The following is an 18,776-nucleotide window of genomic DNA, read 5'->3' on the forward strand; positions in this document are numbered from 1 at the left end:
TCATTGCAGGCTCCATCTCCGTACACGGTTGGCTTCGTCCACCAGGCGATACCGGGTCGGCTCATCGGGCGCCGACCGCGCGAGATCACGATAGGCGGTCTCGAGCCCGTCACGCAGGGACTTCGCATCCGCCGGGATGTCGCCGATCCGAACCGTCGACTTGGCCCCGTTCTGGACCAGGTCGAGCGCCTTGACCAAGATCATTGCGGTCAGCTGGGACCGCTCGCGCCGGTCGATCCGGACACCGCGCAGACTGTCGGCCGCCGCGGACAGCGTGGTCAGGTCGGAGCCGTGCTGGTAGAGCAGCTCGGCGCGCTGCCGGCGCGCCTCGGTGTAGCCGTGGCTGGTGGACGGGATCAGGTCCAGGGCCTGGACCGCGCCGGTCACGTCGCCGCGGACCCGGACCCGGATCCGGGCCAGCCCGAAGGCGGCCGGGCCGAGGTAGTTGGCGTCGGTGCTGGCACAGACCCGATAGAGCACCTCGGCGATGTCGTACGCGTCCTCCTCGCACGCCGCCGCCAGCGCCAGCTTGGGTGCCAGCTCGCCGGGCACCTGACCGTAGACCGCGTTGAACGCCGCCTGGGCGGACGGGAAGTCCTCCTGCTGCAGCGCGGACAGCCCGCTGATCCAGAGCGCCCGCCATTCCCACGGATCCTCGGTGAGCATCTCGTTGGTGTACCGCTCGACCAGCGCCGAGTCGTTCAGCTGCAGCGCCGCCCGGGCCCGGGCCAGCCGCACCTCGGCCGAGTCGCCCGGCGCCAGTTCGAGCGCCTGCAGTCGGGCCCCCGGATCCTCGACGGCGAGATTGGCCAGCCACGGGTACTGCGGATCGGTGGTGTCCTGGCGCAGATGCGGCAGCTCGTGCCACTCCAGCCGGTCGCCCGTGATCGCCGGCGTTTCGAACAGCATCGAGGGTGCCGAGGTGAGCGCGGTGCCCTCGGTCTTGGAGGCGACCACCTCGCGGAGCACGCCGAGCAGTTGGACGCGGAGCTCGTCGACGGTCGCGAACCGGTCCGCCGGGTCCGGCGCGCAGGCCTTGGCCAGCAGCCGGTAGAGCGAGTCGTTCTGCTGGAACACCGGCGTGCTCTGCACCTCGGGCAGCCGGTTCACGTACGCGGTCTGGTAGCCGCGGAACTCGGTGATCAACACGGTCAGCGTCCGGCCGATCGTGTAGATGTCGGAGGCGACCGAGGTGCCGACCTCGGCGACCTCGGGGGCCTGGTAGCCGATGGTGCCGTAGATCGCCGACTCCTCGTCGTCGATCCGGCGCACGCCGCCGAGGTCGATCAGCTTGATCGCGTCGCCGATCTGGATCAGGTTGTCCGGCTTGAAGTCGCAGTAGACCAGTCCATGATCATGAAGGTATTGGAAGGCGGGCAGCACCTCGAGGATGTACGCGATCGCCTGGTCCACCGGCATCGGGTCGTAGTTGCCGCCGTTGGCCCGCATCCGGTCCTTGAGCAGATCCTTCAGCGACTTGCCGCCGACGTACTCCATCACGCTGTAGCCGGCGCCGTCGTGCTCGACGAAGTTGTAGATCTCCAAGATCAACGGGTGCTGCACCTGGGCCAGGAACTGACGCTCGCTGATCGCCGCCTGCTGGGCGTCCTTGTCGCCGCTGTTCAGCAGACCCTTGAGGACCACCCAGCGGTTGGACACGTTCTTGTCCCGGGCCAGGTAGATCCAGCCCAGGCCGCCGTGGGCGAGGCAGCCGGCGACCTCGTACTGGTTGGCGACGAGTTCGCCCGGCTGCAGCTTCGGGGTGAACGAGAACGGGTTGCGGCACTTGGCACAGAAGCCTTCGGTACGGCCCGGACGGCCGTCCCGGGAGCGCCCGACCGGAGCCCCGCAGGAGGGGCAGGAGCGCTTGTTCTCCGGCACCTCCGGGTTGCGCATGATCACCTTCGACGCGTCGACCTTGGGCGCCGGCGGCACCCGGGTCAGGCCGGCGCCGAGCCTGGCCGCGCGGAGCCGGGTCGAGCCGGAGTGGGTGCGCCGGGTCGCCGTGGAACCGCTGCCGCGGGCCCGCTTGGAGCCGAGCGCTGCCGAGTCCAGGCGGCTCGAGCTGCGGGTGATCGTGGACGCGACGCCGGCCGTACCGGCGGCGCCGGAGCCGTCCCCGGCCCGGGTCGGCACCGAGGGCGGGCTGACTGGGGGAGTGGTCGGCGTCCAGGCCGGGTTGGCGACCCCGCCGCCGTCGTCCGCGGCTGCCTCGGCCGACGGGCCGGGCGTGGTGGTGGCCGGAGCCGCGGTCGAGGCCTCGGCGGGTGAGCCGCAGACGTCGCAGTAGCCGTCGACGATGGTGCCGGAACATCCCGGCTGGGTGCAGCCGCTCGGCAGCGTGGTGGTGCCGACGACGCTGCCCGGCGAGCCGCAGACGTCGCAGTAGCCGTCGACGATCGTGCCGGAACACCCCGGCTGGGAACACGCGGTCATTCGCTCCTCCTCGGCGCCTGCACCTCGAGATAGCTCTGATACAGCTCAACCAACTGACGGGCGATCCGGAGCCTGGCCGGCCGCCGGTTCAGCTCGCCCTCGGCCCAGCGGTACGCCTCCTGCAGTTCGGCCGTCCCGGCATGGCCGAGGCTGGTCGCCTTGGCCCGGAACGCCTCGAGCCGGCCGACCAGCTCCTCGTGATCGCGCAACGCGCCGGTGTACGCGTCGGCCACCACGTTCATCGCCTGGGACACCTTGCCGAGCCGCTCCAGGAACGGGTCCAGCCGGGCCAGGGTGTTCGGCACCGGGCCGAGTGCGGACACCTCCGGCACCGCGTAGCGCGGCGCCGGGTCGACGGTCTCGACGCAGCGCCGGACCAGCGTCCGCAAGGCCTGCTCGCGGGCGGTCAGCTCGGCCAGCAGGTCGCGCGCCTGGTCGACCTTGGCCCCGGCCTCGCGCCGGGTCGCGGCGGCCACGATCAGGTCGCGCTCGTACGTCGCGACCTCGATCTCGATCGGCCCGAGCAGCCCGCCGACGTCGCCGCCGCGGGCCGCCTTCTCGCCGATCTCCTTGAGCCGCCGGCCGAGCCGGGCCTGCTGCTCGGCCAGTTGCTGCTGCCGAGGCCCGGCCGGCTCCAGCCCGACCTGGTCCCGGATCCGCTCCAACTGGATCCGGAGCTGCCGGATCCGTTCGGCCACCTCGAGACCGGAGGTCTCCAGGGCCAGCCGTTCGCGCAACTGCCCGGCCAGCGCGTCGGACAGCCGGCATGCCTCCGGCAGCGACACCGCCAGGCCGGCACTGCCCGCCCGGGCCAGCAGGGTCGGGTCGACCGTCGCGTCCAGCCGGCCCCAGATCAGGGTGGCCATCCGTTCCCGTTCGGCCTCGCCGGCCCGGCCGCCGTCCCAGGTGGCCCGGAGCAGTTCGTACCGGTCCGAGGCGGCCTTCCAGAGGGCCATCGACAGCGTGATGTCGTGGGTCACGTCCATGCTGCCGCCGGCACTCTGCTGGGCCGCGCCCTGCAGGGACGCGCGGTCGAGTTGATCAAGCTCCAGCCGGCGGGCGTCCCGCCAGCGGCCGAGCGCCTCGACGTACTTCGCCGCCGCGGACAACGGCAGCGGTTCGCCGAGCCGGCCCGGCGCGGGCGGTGCGACCGCCGGCGCTCCGCCCACCGCCAGCGCCGGATCGACCGTCACGGGTTCCTGCCGTAGGTGGCCTTGGGCGGTTGCGGCGCCGGGCCGAGCGGCGCGGCGAGCCAGCGGTTGTAGGCCTTGGCCCACTCGCCGTCGGTGCGCATCCGGTCCAGCACGCCGTTGACGAACCGGACCAGGTCGACCTGGCTGGGGTTGATCCCGATCCCGTACGGCTCGGCGGTGAACGCCTTCTGCTTCGGGACGAACGCGTACGGATCCTGGGCGGCCAACCCGGCCAGCACGGTGTCGTCGCCGGTGATCGCGTCCACCTCACCGCGCTGGAACAGGACCAGGCACCCGGTGTGGTTGTCGGCCGGCACCGGGATCGCGTCCGGCGCCTGCTCGACCAGGTTCTGCATGCTCGACGTACCGTTCGGTGCGCAGACCTTCTGTCCCTTGAGATCGGCCAGCGTGGTCGCGTCGGATCCCTTGCGGACCAGGATCTTCTGGCCCGACTGGTAGTAGACGGTGGAAAACGCGATCTGCTCCCAGCGGTCGCAGTTGATCGTCATGTTGCGGACCACGATGTCGACGTCGCCCTCGGTGAGCACCTTGATCCGGTCGGCGGCGGTGATCACCCGGAGCTCGTACTTGGTCTCGTCGCCGAAGATCGCCTTGGCGACGGCCTTGACCATGTCGATGTCGAAGCCCTCGATCTTGCCGGTGAGCGGGTTCCGGGAGCCCAGCAGGTAGGTGTCGGCCGAGACGCCGGCGATCACCCGGCCGCGCTGGACGATCTTGCTCATCGTGCTGCCGGCCGGCATCTCGCCCGCCTTCGGCAGCGCCCCGTCCGGCTGGTACGAGGCGAGCGGGTTGCTGCACTGCGGCGCCTGGGTCGGCGTCCCCGTGCTCGGCGCCGCGCTCGGCGTCTCCTGCGGCAACTGGGTCGCCGAGTAGCCGCAGCCGGCGGCGATCATGATCGCCAGCCCGCTCAGGGCGGCGACGGCCAGCCGGGCCAACCGGCTCCCGATGATCATTGGTACTCCCTCAGTCGGACGGCCACGCCGCGGCGGGCGAACGCGGCGGCGACGATGCCGCCGACGAAGATCAAAGCGCCGCCGATGATCAAGGCGAACCCAGGGCCGTTGAGGCCGCTCCGGGTGTCCTGGGCGGTGTCGGAGATGTACGTCGCGAGGGCCGCGTCGAACTCGTTGAAGGCCTGGTTCGAGGTGTTCGCGCCGGTGCCGGTGGCCACGGTGACCGCTTCGTCCCAGCTGCCGTTGTCGTCCAGTTTCCTGATCTCGGCGTGGACCTCGTTGTAGGCGCCCCAGCTTCGGGTCAGGTCGCGCACCCCGAGCTCCTGCAGTTGGTTCGCCACGTCGGCCGCCGACTCCTGCCAGGCCTTCTCGAACGCCGCGCCGCTGCCGCGCGCGATCAGGGTGAGACTTTCGTTGGACTTGGCGTCGCCGGCCTCGATCCGGGCCTCGGCCGCGGCGGTGACGTCGGTGAAGTCGCCGCCGCGCAGGCCGTTCACCGTACTGCCGGCAGCGCTGACCACGATCCCGCCGATGATCAAGGTGAGCAGCAGCGTGATCCCCGCGATCAGGACGCCGACGTTGATCGTCCGCTTGAACCGGCGGGCCAGCCAGACCATCGCGAGGACGTACCCGACCAAGATCACCACGCCGGCGATCTGGAACACCAGCGGATGAGTCGCCGCCATCTCCTGGTCCGCACGCTCGGTGTTGGCGGCCACCAGATTGTCCAGGATCGGCAGCGCGTCGGCCCGCAGCTGGGCGCTGGCCTCGCGGAGGTACTGGGCGCCGACCGGGTAGCCCTGCCGGTTGTTGGCCCGGGCCTCCTCGATCGCCACCGTGTAGAGGTTGACCTGGGTGTTCAAAGCCTGCAGCACCTGGGCGTCGGCCGGCTGCGCGTCGGAGGCGTCGACGATCAGCCGGTTCACGTTGCTGATCGCGTCGTCGTAGGTCTCCCGCTGCGCCGGCGGTTCGAGCCCGCCGACCAGGAACGCGTTGGTCGCGGTGGCATCCGCGGTGAGCAGGTTGGTCTGGATCTCCTGCACCCGGATCAGCTGGGCCGTGTTCTCGTCCGCCTTTCCGAGCGCGTACGCCTGCAGCCCGAGCCCGACCGCGCCGAGCACGCCGAACAGCAGCCCGCCGACGACCAGGGCAACCATCAGCTGGCGCAGCCGGCGCGGCGTCAGGCTGGGCTGCTCCGTCGAGGTGGGCACGGCGACCTGCGTCGGCCCGGCCGGTACGACGACCGCGGGCTGGCCCGCCGGGGCGGGCGCCGGTGCCGGTGCGGTCGCGGTGGCCGACTGGGCCGCGGGCGGCCCGGCGGCTGACTGGCTCATCGTTGGTCCTCCTCGGGGCCATCGTTGCCTGGGCTTGTCGTTTCGTGCCCTGAGCTTGTCGAAGGGTCAGGCTCGGTCGGGCTTGGCACTTCGACAGGCTCAGTGCGCGTTGGGGCTTCGGGCTCAGTGCGCATTGGGGCTTCGGGCTCGGCGCGCGTCGGGGCTTCGGGCTCAGTGCGCGGTGGATCTTCCTCGTCGGCGTGGTCGTCCAGGTCTTCCGGCTCCAGGGCCCGCAGCTGCTCAAGGGTCGGCTCGTCGATGTCGCGGAGCCGCCAGGCGTGCCGGCCGATCGCCGCCTCGAGATGGTTCCGGGCGAACCGGGCGTTGCCGAACGACGGCCCGCGCGGCGTGATCGCCAAGATCATCGCGAACCGCTTCCGGCACCGGTCGGTGACGTCGTAGTCGGCTTCGGTGGCCATCGAGGTGAAGATGTCGAGCAGTTCCTCGTCGGCGTAGTCGGCGAACTCGATCGTGGTCCGGAAGCGGCTGGACAGGCCCGGGTTGCGGGAGATGAAGCCGGCCATCGGCTCCGGGTAGCCGGCGACGATCAGCACCAGATCGTCCCGGTTGTCCTCCATCTCCTTGACCAGGGTGTCGATGGCTTCCTTGCCGTACTGGTCCGGCGGGCCGTTCTCGTCACCGGACAGGCTGTACGCCTCGTCGATGAACAGCACGCCGCCGATCGCCGACTTGACCACCTCGGCGGTCTTGATCGCGGTCTGGCCGAGGTAGCCGGCGACCAGTTCGGACCGGTCGACCTCGACCAACTGGCCCTTGCTGAGGACACCGAGCGCACGATAGATGCCGCCGACCAGCCGGGCCACCGTGGTCTTGCCGGTGCCCGGGTTGCCGACGAAGACGAGGTGCCGGGTGATCGTCGGCGAACTGAGCCCGGCCTTGCTGCGCAGGCCCTCGACCCGCAACACCGCGACCTGCCGGTGGATCTCCGACTTCACCTCGGACAGGCCGGTCAGCGCGTCCAGCTCGGCGAGCAGTTCGTCCAGCGACTTCTGCTCCTGCTCGGGTACGGCCTCCGCGGCGGTCTCGGTCGCCGCCTCGGCCTGCGGCTGCGCGGCCGCTCCGGTCGTCGGAGCGGTCGCGGCGGGCTGGGCCGGGGTCGGCTGCCGGGCGGCCGACGGATCGTGGAGTGCCGACGGATCGGGGAGTACGGGCAGCAGCGGATCACCGGGCTGCAGGTCGAGCGAGGAGCCCGTACTGCGCTGCCGGTCCAGCTGCTCCATCCGCCGGAGCAGCGGCTGGGCCAGTTCGGACAGGTTCGTCCCGGTCAGCCGGAGCGCGCTCAGGATCGGGTTCACCGGCCCGGCCGCCTCCGCCGCCGCTGCCGGCTCGGCAGGGGTCGGGTTCGGGGCCGGCGGGGGAGTCGTCGGTGGCTTGGGCCGGACCGCCCCCAGTTGTACGGAGGCGGCGACCGACGCGTTGCCGACCACGCGCATCCCGCCGGCGCCGAGATCACAGGCGGCCGCGGTGACCGTGGCCAGCGCCTCCGCGTACTCGCTCGCCGCGGCGGACCGGGCCGCGACCAGTCGGCTCAGCACGAGGGTCGGTGCGGAGCGCCACTTGCGGCCGCGGGAGGCGGCGTCGAAGAAGGCCTGGGCCTGCTGGTCGGCGGGCAGGTCGGCCCGGCCGGTCCGCCCGCACCAGTCGACGTGGGCCCGCGGCGACGACTCGGCCACGGCCGCAGCCAGCGCCTCGCCCTCGGCCCGGGCCTCGCCCGCGTCCTTACCGGCCCGCTCGGCGATCCGGCTCAGCCGATCCAGGGCCCGGTCCAACGGTGGCACCGGGTCGGTCACGGAGTCGCTCATCGGCTGATCATCCTAGGAGTGAGGGGTCCATCGTGCCCTGAGCTTGTCGAGGGGCCGGGCCCGATCCCGGCTTTCCGTTCGGCGGGCTCGGGCAAGGTGGGTGACATCGGGCCGATCATCCCAGGTCGAGGGTGCTGCGCGGCTCGGGTGGCGGCTCCAGCTTGGCCGGCCGGGGCGCCGACCCTGGCGTACCGAACTTCTCCTGGAGGAACCGGCCGTGCGCGATCAGGGCGTCCGCGTCGACCCGGACCACCGCGTCGAAGATCTTGTCCATCGTCGAGCCGAGCAGGTCGAGCTGGTCGATCAGCAGCATCAGTGATGTCTTGCCGTTCTCGATCGGCCGCGAGTCCGCCCAGTCCCGGGGCAGCCGCAGATAGCCGCCGAGCGCCTCGGGCAGGTAGTCGGTCGCGGTCGCCACCACCGAGTACGCCTGCGGGCTGCCCATCCCGAGGTTGGCCAGCCGCGGGATCGTCTCCCGTACGGTCTTGGCGACCCGGCGGACCCGTGAGGTGACCACGGTCGGCACCGCGCCGCCCGCCACCAGTTCCTCGACGCGCAGCAGCGCCCCCTCGATGTCCTGCGCCGTCGGCGCGCTCGGCCGCTGCTCCTCGGGCTCCGGCGGCTCGGACTTCCCGCCGAAGACCCGGCCGAACCAGTCCCGGATACCCATGGTCGCTAACGCGCCCCACCCGGGGCGCCCCCGTCGATGTCGAGGCTGCCGGCGGCGATCCGCTGGTCGGCCGCCGCGACCCGGTCGAGGTAGCTGCGCGACTGGGCGACCTCGTTCTCCAGCACGCCGATGGTCTGCGCCATCGAGTCCAGCGCGCCCGCCTTGAACTGATCGATCGAGTCCATCGTCTGGTAGATGTTCTGGAACGCGGCCTGCAGCTGCGGCAGCCCGATCGTCGACGACGCGGCCTGCTGCTGGATCTGCGCCGAGTTGTCCCGCATCATCTCCGAGGTCCGCTGGATCAGGTCGGACGTGGTGGTGTTCAGCGCCGAGATCTGATCAAGGACGAGCTTCTGGTTGTTCAGCGCCTGCGCGACGATCACCGCGGTCCGCAGGGCCGCCACCGTGGTGGTCGAGGCCCGGTCCACGCCCTTGATCAACTCGATGTTGTTCTTGATGATCACGTCGATCGCCAGATAGCCCTGGATCGACACGGCGAGCTGGGTGAGCAGGTCCTGGTGCTTCTGCCGCACGTAGAAGAGGACGTCGGTGTTGAGCGCCTTGGCCCGTTCCGGGTCGGAGATCTCGAGCTCGGCGATCTTGGCCGACAGCCGGGCGTCCAGTCGCTCGGCGATGTAGACGTAGGAGTTCAGCCGGCCCATGGTCTCCCACAGGTGCTGCTTCTCCATGTTCAGCGCGACGTTGTCCTTGGCCAGCTCGTCCTGGCCGTTGCGCAGGCTGTGCAGGATCCCGTTCAGGTGCGACTGGGCGTCCTGGTACTTGCGGAAGTAGTCGACGATCTTGTCCCCGAACGGCAGGAAGCCGAGGAACTTCTTCGTCCCGGTCGCGGCGCTCGGGTCCAGCTCCTCGACGGTACGGCGAAGATCGAGCAGCGTGTTGCCGACCTTGGAGCCCTCCGAGAGCGCTCCTTCCTGGAGCGACTTGACCGGCTTCTCGAGGAGGCGGTTCGACGTCTCGGCGGACCGCCGGATGTCGGCGTCGCCCATGGTCCGGACGTTCGCGGCCTGGGCCTCGAACTCCGGGGACTTGGGCTGCGTCTGCAGCACCGCGTCGAGGAAGCCGTCCACCTTCCCGTTCAACTCGGGCAGCTGGGCCTCGTCCACCTTGGGCGCCATCGCCGGTGCCGAGGTGTGCTGGATCGGCGCGACCGGGGCCGGCGGCGTCAGCGTCAACGCCTGCCCGGCCGGCGGGGTCAGCGGCGCTGGCGCTGCGGCGCCGGGCTGGGTCGGGTCGGTCATCAAGCTTCCTCTCCTTCAACGCGGAACGCGCTGTTCTACCTGGGCCGTGGATTTCCGGTGCAAATCTACCCGGAGACGCGGATCAGTAGGCGGGTTCCCCGGGTTCTCTCCGGGACCCACTTGAGCGAATGACAACCATTCTCATTAAGATGGGTGGGGCCGGATGGTGATCAAGCTCGGGGACGGCACGCGAAGCGGATGCGGGACGATTCGGAGAAGGGCGGCGGCGTGGACCTCGATGATCATGAACGGGGTGTCGGTGGCATCCATGATCACATCACCGATGCGCTGGCGGACCCCGATCCGGTGCGGTTGGCGCCGGACCTGGTCTGCCTGCGGTTCGAGGTGATGAAGGTCAGATCGGCCCTCGGTGCGGTACGGCAGCTGCTGGACACCGGGCGGATCCGCCGCGGCGACACCCTGGTGGACAGCTCCAGCGGGATCTACGCCCTGGCCCTGGCGCTGGCCTGCCACCGGTATGGAATGCGGTGCCACATCGTGGGGTCGGCCACCGTCGAGGAGACGCTCGGGGTCCAGCTGGAGATCCTCGGCGCGACCCTGGAACGGATGCCGCCGTCCAGCGACCTGAAGCTGGACCAGGCCCGCCGGGTGGACCGGATCTCCCGGCTGCTGGCCGAGCATCCCCGCTATCACTGGATGCGCCAGTATCACGACCCGATCCACTATCACGGCTACGCGGAGGTGGCGGCCGGGCTGGACCGGCGGCTGCCACCGGGGCCGGTCACCCTGGTCGGCGGGATCGGTACCGGAGCCTCGACCGGGGCGATGGCCGAGGGGCTCCGGGCGGCCGGCCGGGACGTGCTGTCGATCGGGATCCAGCCCTTCGGCAGCCGTACCTTCGGCGCCGAGCACACCGAGGACCCGGACATGATCATCGCCGGCATCGGCAGCTCGATCGAGTTCGCGAACGTACGGCACGAGCTCTATCACCGGATCCACTGGGTCGGCTTCAGCTACGCCCGGGCCGGCGCGATCGGACTGCTCCGGGACGGGGCGATCTTCGCCGGGCTCTCCTCCGGGGCGGCCTACCTGGTGTCCCGCTGGGAGCGCTGCCGACGGCCCGGCCGGACCGTCGTGTTCCTGGCACCGGACACCGGACACCGCTACGTCGCCGCGGCCTACGCCGGGCACCGGGAGGTGCCCGCCCTCGACGGGTTGGCACCGCACGCGGTCGACCAGCCGGACGACCTCGCGCCGCCCTGGTCGGTGGCCGACTGGACCGGCCCGCTGGCCGAGCGGGTCAGGCTGGCGCGGGCCGCCGGGCGGCCTGAGATGATCATGAGTTGAGCGCCGGCCCGCCGGGCGGATCAGGCAGCATGGTGGGGGAGCATCGATCGTCGAGCGTACGGGGGAACGCATGGGTGAAGGTCCGGTTGCCGGTCTGATCAAGGACGTCCTGGCGGGGCGGCACGGGCCGGATCCGGCCGGGGTCCACGCGACCAGCGTGTTCTGGCTGCACCACGGGACCCGGCTGGCCGGCGAGGACGTGACGTACCGCAATCATTACCTGCTGGCCCGGGTCGGCGCCGCGTTCGGCGGCTGCGCCTTCGAGGCCGGCGCGGTCGACCCGGGGCTCTGCGCCGAGGCGTCCGGGCGTTCGATCGCCGACCTGCTCGGCGACGGTCCGGAGCCGCTCCGGATCGCCGTCCTGGACGCCTACCTGGGCTCGGTCCGGCCGCACCGGACCGAACCGAGGGCTCGGCCGGTGGTGCTGCCGGCCGGACCGCCCGAGGTCCGGGCCGCGGCCCGGGATGCCGCGGTCGCCGGCCTGCTGCCGACGGCGGCCGGGGCCAAGGTGGGCCTGATCGGGGTGGTCAATCCGCTGGTCGCGGCGATCCGCGAACGCGGCGGCGAACCGTTGCTCTGCGACCTCAACCTGAAGGAGAGCCGCTGGGGCGACCCGGTGACGCCGCGAATGGGGGAGGTGCTCGACGTCGCCGACGTGATCGTCGCGACCGGGATGACGCTCGGCAACGGCAGCTTCGACACGATCCTGGCCCGGTGCCGGGAACGCGGCGTACCGCTGTTGATCTATGCGCAGACCGGCTCGGCGGTCGCCCGGGAGTTCCTCGGCTACGGGGTGGCCGGGCTGTCGGCGGAGCCGTTCCCGTACTCGCAGTTCAGTGCGGACGAGACGACGCTCTATCTGTACTGAGCCGGCGGGGTCCGGTCGGGCTCGGACACTAAGCTGCGGCTGCAGGTTCGTGGAGGGAGTCCGATGAGTTCTGGTCCGGCGATCGACGGGCGGACGCGCTACACGTCCCGCCGCGAGGACCCGCTCGACGCGGCCGCCTGGCCCGAGTTCAGCGCCGAGTGCCTGGCGCTGCTGGAATCGGTCGGCGAGGTCCTGGAACCGGATGCGGGCGAGCTGCTCTGGGATGCCGGCGATCCGTACGACCTCTATCTGGTCCGCACGGGCGGCGTCTGGTTGCTGGACCGGCGGGACGACCGCGTCGTGTTCGTCGTCGAGCCCGGGGACTTCGTCGGTGAGCTGGGCATGCTGATGGATCAGCCCGCGTTCCTGGCCGGAACGGCCGCCGCCGGCAGCACGCTGCTGCGGGTGCCGATCGACCGCCTGCGCCGGTTGCTCGCGACCTCGGTCGAGCTGGGCGACGTGATGCTGTCCGCGTTCGACGCTCGCCGCCGGCTGTTGTCCCGCTGGGGCGAGGGCGGGATGGTCCTCGCCGGCGACCGGGACGATCGGCGGCTGCACCGGCTGCAGGAGTTCGCCGAGCGGAACCAGCTCCCGTACCGGACCGTGCTGCGCTCCGACCCGTCGGCGTGGGCCGAGGTCGCGGCGACCTCCGACCTCCCGGCCGAGGGGCCGGCCGTCGTGACCGCGCGACGGCAGGTCCTGGCGACGCCGACGGCGCGGGACCTGGCCACCGCGATCGGCATCGACCTCGGCGCGACCGACCGGGCGCGGTGCGATCTGCTCGTCGTCGGTGCCGGGCCGGCCGGCCTGGCCGCGGCCGTCAACGGCGCCTCCGAGGGCTTGGACGTCGTGCTCGTCGAGGACGTCGCGCTGGGCGGCCAGGCCGGCACGTCCTCGCGGATCGAGAACTATCTGGGCTTTCCGCGCGGGATCTCCGGCGGCGAGCTGGCGCGGTCGGCGATGCTGCAGGCGGTCAAGTTCGGGACCCGGCTGGTCTCGCCCCGCTCGGTGACCGGGCTGGTCCGGGAGCCGGACGGGATCCGGGTCCGGCTCGATGATCATGACGCCGTCGTCGCCCGTGCGGTGATCATCGCCAGCGGGGTTCGCTACCGGCGGCTCGGCGCGCCGGGGGTGGACGAGCTCGAGGGTCGTGGTGTCTACTGCGCCGCGACCGAGACCGAGGCCCTGGCCTGTGCCGGCCGCGACGTGGTCGTGGTCGGTGGTGCCAACTCCGCCGGGCAGGCCGCGCTGTTCCTGACCCGGCACGCCGACCGGGTGCACGTCCTGGTGCGCCGCGACGACATCGCCGAGACGATGTCGGACTACCTCGTCCAGCGGCTGGTGCACCACGAGCGGATCACCGTGCACCACCGGAGCCAGCTGACCGCGGCGCAGGGCGGGGATCGGCTCGAACGGGTGAGCTGGCGGGACGAGGGCCGGCAGCAGGAGGTGCAGGTGGACGCCGGCGGTCTGTTCGTCATGATCGGTGCCCAACCGCACACCGGCTGGCTGGCGGACTCGGGCGTCGACCTCGACGACAAGGGTTTCGTCCTGACCCGCGACGGGTTCGCCACGTCGGTGCCGGGGTTGTTCGCGGTCGGCGACGTCCGGGCCGGCTCGATCAAGCGGGTCGCCTCGGCCGTCGGGGAGGGGTCCGTGGTGATCTCCGCCGTGCATGCGTATCTGGGTCAGTCCGACCGGGCGACCGGCGCCGCCTGACCGTACGGGTTCAGAAGTCGACCCGCATGACGGCGCGGCGGGGCGCCGGCCGGCTGACCTCGGCGAAACCGGCGTCCGTGAAGGTGGTGGGTGTGCCGACGAAGCCGCCGTCGACGAAATCCGGATAGCCCTCGACCGCGCGTGCCCCGCGGTCCCGGGCGAAGCCGACCGCCGCACGGGCCAGCAGCCGGCTGATGCCGCGGCGGCGGTAGCCGGCGCGGGTGACGAAACAGGTGACGGCCCACACGGTCGGGTCGGCTCGGTCCTCGGTGCGGCCCAGCCAGGGGATCCGGAAGTCGCGCAGCAACCGGGCGTGGCCGGACCGCGGTGCGACCGCGCACCAACCGACCGGTTCGCCGTCGAGATAGCCGACCAGGCCGCTCGTCCGCCCGGCCGTACGGTCGCCGCAGGCCGTCTGGTCCCGGAGCCGGGCCGCGAGCTCGTCCGGGCCTTCGGACGCCCAGGATTCCTTCGGCAGCATCCGGAACCGCTGACACCAGCAGCGGCCGGGGTCGCCGCCGGTGTCGAAGATCGCTCGCAGGTCGTCCCAGGAAGCCTCGCTGGCCGGTACGACCGTCAGTTGATCCTCGGTCACCGGCTCCCGTGAGCCCACCGGCCTGGGCGCCCGGGGCCTGGCCGCCGGCCGCCGCTTCCGCGGCCGGAGGTCCAGCGTCAGCCGGACCTGCACCGAGTCGCCCGCGTCCAAGCCCAGCGGCTTGCGTACCGAATCCCGCAGCGGCAGCCAGTAGTCGCCGTCCTTCTGGTACAACGACGTCTTCCATCGGGTGCCGCCGAGCGCGACCTGCGTCGGCAGCATGCCCCAGCCGTAGCTGGCCGCCTTCGCCGCAGCCTTGATCTCGGCGGCCTCACGCTCGGGCACGGGGAGGAAGTAGTACGGCGACGGGCCGCGCCATTCGACGACCTCACCGCTGAACTCGTACTCCATGCCGGCGACCCTAGCCCGCGTTCCGGACGTACGACTTCCGCTTTCCTAGCCGGAAGCGGCGACCGCAGTCTCTTCGATCCTGCTTCCCTCCCCGAATGGTAAGTGGTAACTTACCGTTCGTGACGGCTTACCAAGTGGATGGCTGGACCGCCCTCGGCGATCCGAGCCGGCGGCGCGTCTTCGAGCGGCTGACCGAGCAACCGCTGTCGGTGGCCGAACTCGCCCGGGACCTGCCGATCAGTCGGCCGGCCGTGTCGCAGCACCTGAAGGTGCTGCTCGAGGCGGAGCTGGTGGACGTCCGGCCGGAGGGCACCCGGCGGATCTACCAGGTGAGGCCGGACGGGCTGCAGCAGTTGCGCGCCGACCTGGACCGGTTCTGGTCCGGCGCCCTGGCCAACTTCAAGCGCCTGGCCGACGCCGAGGCGCGTACCGAACAGAAGGGATCGTGATCATGAGCAGCAGCATCTCGACCGACACCGTGGTCCGCCAGGAGGTCGTCGTCGATCTTCCGGTGGAGCGGGCGTTCGCGCTCTTCACCGAGCAGTTCGACAAGATCAAACCGCGCGAGCACAACCTGCTCGCTCCGGTGCCGATCGTCGAGACCGTCTTCGAACTGCGGGCCGGTGGTTCGGTGTACGACCGCGGGGAGGACGGCTCCATCTGCCGGTGGGCGCGGGTGCTCAGCTTCGAGCCGCCGGAGCGGTTCGTGATCAGCTGGGACATCACGCCGCGCTGGGAGATCGAGACCGACCCGGCCAGGTGCAGCGAGGTCGAGGTCAGCTTCCTCAGCGAGGCCGACGCGCGGACCCGGGTGGTCCTGGAACACCGCCACCTCGACCGGCACGGCGACGGCTGGCCGAGCGAGCGCGACGGCGTCGCGGGCCCGGGCGGCTGGCCGCTCTACCTGCAGCGGTACGTCGACCTGACCACGGCCGAGGTGCGCGAGTGACCCGGACCGCGCCCGTACCTCGATCCACGACCCAGCGCCGCGAGCACGCCCAGGCTCAGCTGCGGGACCGGCACGAGTTGTGGCTGGCGACCGGCGGCCCGGCCGGGGCTCACCTGATCCCGGTCAACTACGTCTGGAGCGGCGAGTCCGTGATCATGGCGACCTTCGATCCCAGCCCGACCGTGGCGAACCTCAGGGGCAACGCGGCGGCCCGCATCGCGATCGGCGACCACGGCGACGTGACCATGATCGACGGTACGGCGACGGTGGTTCCGGTGGCCGACCTGGAGCCGGACCTGGCCGAGACCTTCGCCCGCGTGTCGCATGACCCGAGAGTGATGCCGGGCCTGGTCTACCTCCGCTTCCGGCCGCGGCGAGCCCAGGTCTGGAACGGCTTCCACGAGTTCGCGCACCGGACCGTGATGCGCGACGCTGTCTGGCTCGACTGACCTCGACGCCGGGCGCTCCGAGGGCTCCGGCATGCTGGGGGTGTGGGTCGGCGGTCCGGCTCACACCACCCGCAGTCACGACATGCCGGAGCCGCCGTGTCCGAATCGTTCTACCGCCGCCACTTCGGAGCGGCGCGGCTGAAGGCGTACCTGACGGCAGGCGGCGGCGATTCCGCGCTGGCCGGGGCTCTCTATCACTGGAACGCCCGGCTGGCCGCCGCGCTCTGGGTCGACCTCGGCCATGTCGAGGTGGCGCTCCGGAACGCCCTCGACGACCGGATGCAGGAACGGCACGCGCGCCGGGAACGCCCGGGGCACTGGCTGGACGATCCGACCCGGGAACTGGGCAAGGGGCGGCTGCCGGGCGGGCGGCACGCTCAGCCGTACCTCGACATCCATCGCGCCCGCGAGACCGTCCAGCGGCGGCGCAAGCCGGTCACACCGGACCAGATCATCTCCGAGACCGAACTCGGGCTGTGGCACCAGCTGGTGTCGCGGCGGCAGATGTTCCTCTGGCCGGATCTGGCGGCGGCGTTCCCCGGCGCACCGGACCGGAGACAGGACACCATCGGCGATCTGGTGACGGCGCTGCGTGAACTGCGGAACCGGATCGGGCATCACCATCAGTTGCTGGACCTGCCGGTCGAGCGCCGGCACCGCGAGTTGATCACACTGGCCCGCTACCTGGATCCGGAACTGGAGCGGTGGGTACGCGACCGGACGGAGGTGCCGGCGGTGCTCGCCTCGCGCCCGGGTGCCGAAGCCTGTTAGGATCACCGCGGCGAACGCCCCGGAACCGTCCCTGTAGTCCTCGTGACAGATCAAACGGCCGGGGCTATTTTCTTTCCCTGCAAGGGATTCCGGGGTGTATTTCTCCGCTGCCGGCAGGCGGGTCAGCCGGTCCGCGGGAAGCCGGCGATGCCGCGCCAGGCCAGCGTGCTGGCCAGCTGCTTCGCCTCGGTCAGTTCGAGCCGCTCCGGGCCCGCGTTGAGCCAGTAGCGGGCACTCACCTGAGCCAGTCCGACCAGCGAGATCGCGAGCAGCTTCGCCTGGTCGCGGGAGAGGCCGGTGTCCTCGGCGATCACGCCGGCGACCGCTTCGGCGATCTCCTCCTGGGCGGCGTTGATCCGGTCCTGGACCCGGTCGTCGGTCAGGTCGGACTCGAAGACGAACCGGAACTCGCCGGTGGCCCGGGCGACGTAGTCGAAATAGGCGTCCATGGTGGCGCTGACCCGTTCCGCGTTGTCCTCGGTCGACGCCAGCGCCTGCTCCACCTCGGTGGTCAGTCGCTCGCAGCTGGCGTCCAGGACGGCGAGGTAGAGATCGACCTTGGAGCCGAAGTGCTGGTAGAGCACCGGCTTCGAGACGCCGGCCGCGTCGGCGATGTCGTCCATCGCGGCGGCGTGGTAGCCCTTCGCGGTGAACACGTCGATCGCGGCCTGCAGCAGTTGCGCCCGCCGTTGGTCGCGGGGGAGGCGGAGGACGCGGGAGCTGGCCATGGCGGACATGTTACCGGTGAGTAGCCATTCTTCGACGGGCTCCGCACACCCGCGGTCCGGATCCCGGAATAGGTGTCCACCCTACGGCGTTGCGCCGAGTGCCCGGTCGAGGCGTCGTAGGTTGGACCCGCCCACCGTGCACGATGCTCAACCGCAGTCGATCCAGGAGGAATCGTGGCGCTACCGCCGCTGGTCGAACCGGCCGCCGATCTGACCACCGAGGAAGTCCGCCGCTACAGCCGGCACCTGATCATTCCCGACGTCGGGATGGACGGTCAGAAGCGGCTGAAGAACGCCAAGGTGCTGGTGATCGGAGCCGGGGGGCTGGGCAGCCCGGCGCTGCTCTATCTGGCCGCGGCCGGCGTCGGCACCCTCGGCATCGTCGAATTCGACACCGTGGACGAATCGAATCTGCAGCGGCAGATCATCCACGGTCAGTCCGACATCGGTAAGTCGAAGGCATTGTCGGCCAAGGAGTCGATCGCCGAGGTCAATCCGTTGGTGAACGTCATCGTCCACGACACCCGGTTGGACAACGACAATGTGCTGGAGATCTTCGCCGATTACGACCTGATCCTCGATGGCACCGACAATTTCGCGACCCGTTATCTGGTCAACGATGCGGCGGTCCTTTCGCACAAGCCGTACGTCTGGGGATCGATCTTCCGGTTCGAGGGACAGGTCAGCGTGTTCTGGGCTGATCATGGTCCGCAATACCGCGATCTCTATCCCTCCCCGCCGCCGCCCGGGATGGTGCCGTCCTGCGCCGAGGGTGGCGTGCTCGGTGTCCTCTGCGCGTCGATCGGTTCGATCATGGTCACCGAGGCGATCAAGTTGATCACCGGGATCGGTGATCCGTTGATCGGCCGGCTGATGGTCTACGACGCGCTCGAGATGAGCTACAAGACGCTGAAGCTGCGCAAGGATCCGAACGGCGAGCCGATCACCGGCCTGATCGACTACGACGACTTCTGCGGCGCGATCACCGACGAGGCGGCCGATGCAGCGGCCGGCAACACGATCACCGTGAAGCAGCTGGAGGAATGGCTGGCGGACCGGGAATCCGGCAAGCGCGACTTCGAGTTGATCGACGTACGGGAAGCGGTGGAGCGGGAGATCAACCGGATTCCCGGCTCGGTGCTCATTCCGAAGGGCGACTTCCAGAACGGTTCCGCACTCGGCAAGCTTCCGCAGGACAAGCAGGTGGTGCTCTACTGCAAGGCCGGCACCCGGTCCGCCGAATGCCTGGCCATCGTGCACGGTGCCGGGCTCGCTGACGCCGTCCACGTCGGTGGCGGCGTGAGCGCCTGGGTCAGCCAGATCGACCCGGCCCAGCCGGCTTACTGATC

The 18,776-nt window shown here is 70.9% G+C and carries 17 protein-coding genes; 8 read left to right on the forward strand and 9 right to left on the reverse strand.

Going from position 1 to position 18,776, the window contains the following annotated elements; genetic code table 11:
- The 7 genes from AC6CCG_RS32680 to AC6CCG_RS32710 all read right to left on the reverse strand — a co-directional run bounded on the left by AC6CCG_RS32680 (nucleotide 1) and on the right by AC6CCG_RS32710 (nucleotide 9,689).
- Nucleotides 1–2,436: a serine/threonine-protein kinase gene (locus tag AC6CCG_RS32680; protein ID WP_496659041.1), complete on the reverse strand. Its 2,436-nt coding sequence runs from the start codon at nucleotides 2,434–2,436 to the stop codon at nucleotides 1–3.
- On the reverse strand, nucleotides 2,433–3,629 hold the full coding sequence (locus AC6CCG_RS32685) for a hypothetical protein (RefSeq protein ID WP_496659042.1): 1,197 nt from the start codon (nucleotides 3,627–3,629) through the stop codon (nucleotides 2,433–2,435). Before AC6CCG_RS32685 ends, AC6CCG_RS32680 begins: the two co-directional genes overlap by 4 nt.
- Nucleotides 3,626–4,603 (reverse strand): glutamate ABC transporter substrate-binding protein, encoded by a 978-nt coding sequence (locus AC6CCG_RS32690; RefSeq protein ID WP_496659043.1) that lies wholly within the window; start codon nucleotides 4,601–4,603, stop codon nucleotides 3,626–3,628. Before AC6CCG_RS32690 ends, AC6CCG_RS32685 begins: the two co-directional genes overlap by 4 nt.
- Nucleotides 4,600–5,937: a GlnX family signal transduction membrane protein gene (locus AC6CCG_RS32695; protein ID WP_496659044.1), complete on the reverse strand. Its 1,338-nt coding sequence runs from the start codon at nucleotides 5,935–5,937 to the stop codon at nucleotides 4,600–4,602. Before AC6CCG_RS32695 ends, AC6CCG_RS32690 begins: the two co-directional genes overlap by 4 nt.
- Entirely contained in the window at nucleotides 5,934–7,760 is a 1,827-nt protein-coding gene (locus tag AC6CCG_RS32700; RefSeq protein ID WP_496659045.1) for an AAA family ATPase, read from the reverse strand. Before AC6CCG_RS32700 ends, AC6CCG_RS32695 begins: the two co-directional genes overlap by 4 nt.
- Nucleotides 7,761–7,875: 115 nt before the next feature.
- Nucleotides 7,876–8,430, reverse strand: coding sequence for a hypothetical protein (locus AC6CCG_RS32705; RefSeq protein WP_496659046.1), 555 nt, complete (start codon nucleotides 8,428–8,430; stop codon nucleotides 7,876–7,878).
- Nucleotides 8,431–8,435: 5 nt separating this feature from the next.
- On the reverse strand, nucleotides 8,436–9,689 hold the full coding sequence (locus AC6CCG_RS32710; RefSeq protein ID WP_496659047.1) for a toxic anion resistance protein: 1,254 nt from the start codon (nucleotides 9,687–9,689) through the stop codon (nucleotides 8,436–8,438).
- 198 nt (nucleotides 9,690–9,887) lie between these two features.
- Here AC6CCG_RS32710 and AC6CCG_RS32715 point away from each other — a divergent pair, with 198 nt between their 5' ends.
- The 3 genes from AC6CCG_RS32715 (at nucleotide 9,888) to AC6CCG_RS32725 (ending at nucleotide 13,584) form a co-directional block, all read left to right on the forward strand.
- Complete coding sequence (locus tag AC6CCG_RS32715; protein ID WP_496659048.1) at nucleotides 9,888–10,997, forward strand: pyridoxal-phosphate dependent enzyme; 1,110 nt, start codon at nucleotides 9,888–9,890, stop codon at nucleotides 10,995–10,997.
- 70 nt (nucleotides 10,998–11,067) lie between these two features.
- The gene (locus tag AC6CCG_RS32720; protein ID WP_496659049.1) at nucleotides 11,068–11,865 is read left to right on the forward strand and encodes a Rossmann-like domain-containing protein; all 798 of its coding nucleotides are present in this window, start codon (nucleotides 11,068–11,070) and stop codon (nucleotides 11,863–11,865) included.
- Between the two features lie 63 nt (nucleotides 11,866–11,928).
- On the forward strand, nucleotides 11,929–13,584 hold the full coding sequence (locus AC6CCG_RS32725) for an FAD-dependent oxidoreductase (RefSeq protein WP_496659050.1): 1,656 nt from the start codon (nucleotides 11,929–11,931) through the stop codon (nucleotides 13,582–13,584).
- 10 nt (nucleotides 13,585–13,594) lie between these two features.
- On the opposite strand, the gene AC6CCG_RS32730 is transcribed toward AC6CCG_RS32725, so the two are convergent.
- On the reverse strand, nucleotides 13,595–14,530 hold the full coding sequence (locus AC6CCG_RS32730) for a GNAT family N-acetyltransferase (protein WP_496659051.1): 936 nt from the start codon (nucleotides 14,528–14,530) through the stop codon (nucleotides 13,595–13,597).
- A gap of 119 nt (nucleotides 14,531–14,649) precedes the next feature.
- On the opposite strand from AC6CCG_RS32730, the gene AC6CCG_RS32735 reads away from it, so the two are divergent.
- From AC6CCG_RS32735 to AC6CCG_RS32750, 4 genes are all read left to right on the forward strand, one after another.
- Nucleotides 14,650–14,979 (forward strand): ArsR/SmtB family transcription factor, encoded by a 330-nt coding sequence (locus AC6CCG_RS32735; RefSeq protein WP_496659052.1) that lies wholly within the window; start codon nucleotides 14,650–14,652, stop codon nucleotides 14,977–14,979.
- A 2-nt stretch (nucleotides 14,980–14,981) separates the two neighbouring features.
- Complete coding sequence (locus AC6CCG_RS32740) at nucleotides 14,982–15,479, forward strand: SRPBCC family protein (protein ID WP_496659053.1); 498 nt, start codon at nucleotides 14,982–14,984, stop codon at nucleotides 15,477–15,479.
- Nucleotides 15,476–15,928 carry a pyridoxamine 5'-phosphate oxidase family protein gene (locus AC6CCG_RS32745; RefSeq protein ID WP_496659054.1) on the forward strand — a complete coding sequence of 151 codons (453 nt, stop codon included), beginning with the start codon at nucleotides 15,476–15,478 and terminating at the stop codon, nucleotides 15,926–15,928. Before AC6CCG_RS32740 ends, AC6CCG_RS32745 begins: the two co-directional genes overlap by 4 nt.
- A 96-nt stretch (nucleotides 15,929–16,024) precedes the next feature.
- Nucleotides 16,025–16,699, forward strand: a complete 675-nt coding sequence (locus tag AC6CCG_RS32750; RefSeq protein WP_496659055.1) for a hypothetical protein — start codon at nucleotides 16,025–16,027, stop codon at nucleotides 16,697–16,699.
- 122 nt (nucleotides 16,700–16,821) lie between these two features.
- On the opposite strand, the gene AC6CCG_RS32755 is transcribed toward AC6CCG_RS32750, so the two are convergent.
- Entirely contained in the window at nucleotides 16,822–17,427 is a 606-nt protein-coding gene (locus tag AC6CCG_RS32755; RefSeq protein WP_496659056.1) for a TetR/AcrR family transcriptional regulator, read from the reverse strand.
- A 174-nt stretch (nucleotides 17,428–17,601) separates the two neighbouring features.
- Between AC6CCG_RS32755 and moeZ the strand changes: the two genes are divergently transcribed.
- Complete coding sequence (gene moeZ / locus AC6CCG_RS32760) at nucleotides 17,602–18,774, forward strand: adenylyltransferase/sulfurtransferase MoeZ (protein WP_496659057.1); 1,173 nt, start codon at nucleotides 17,602–17,604, stop codon at nucleotides 18,772–18,774.
- Nucleotides 18,775–18,776 lie beyond the last annotated feature (2 nt).

It is taken from the genome of Microlunatus sp. YIM B11417, assembly GCF_059617205.1.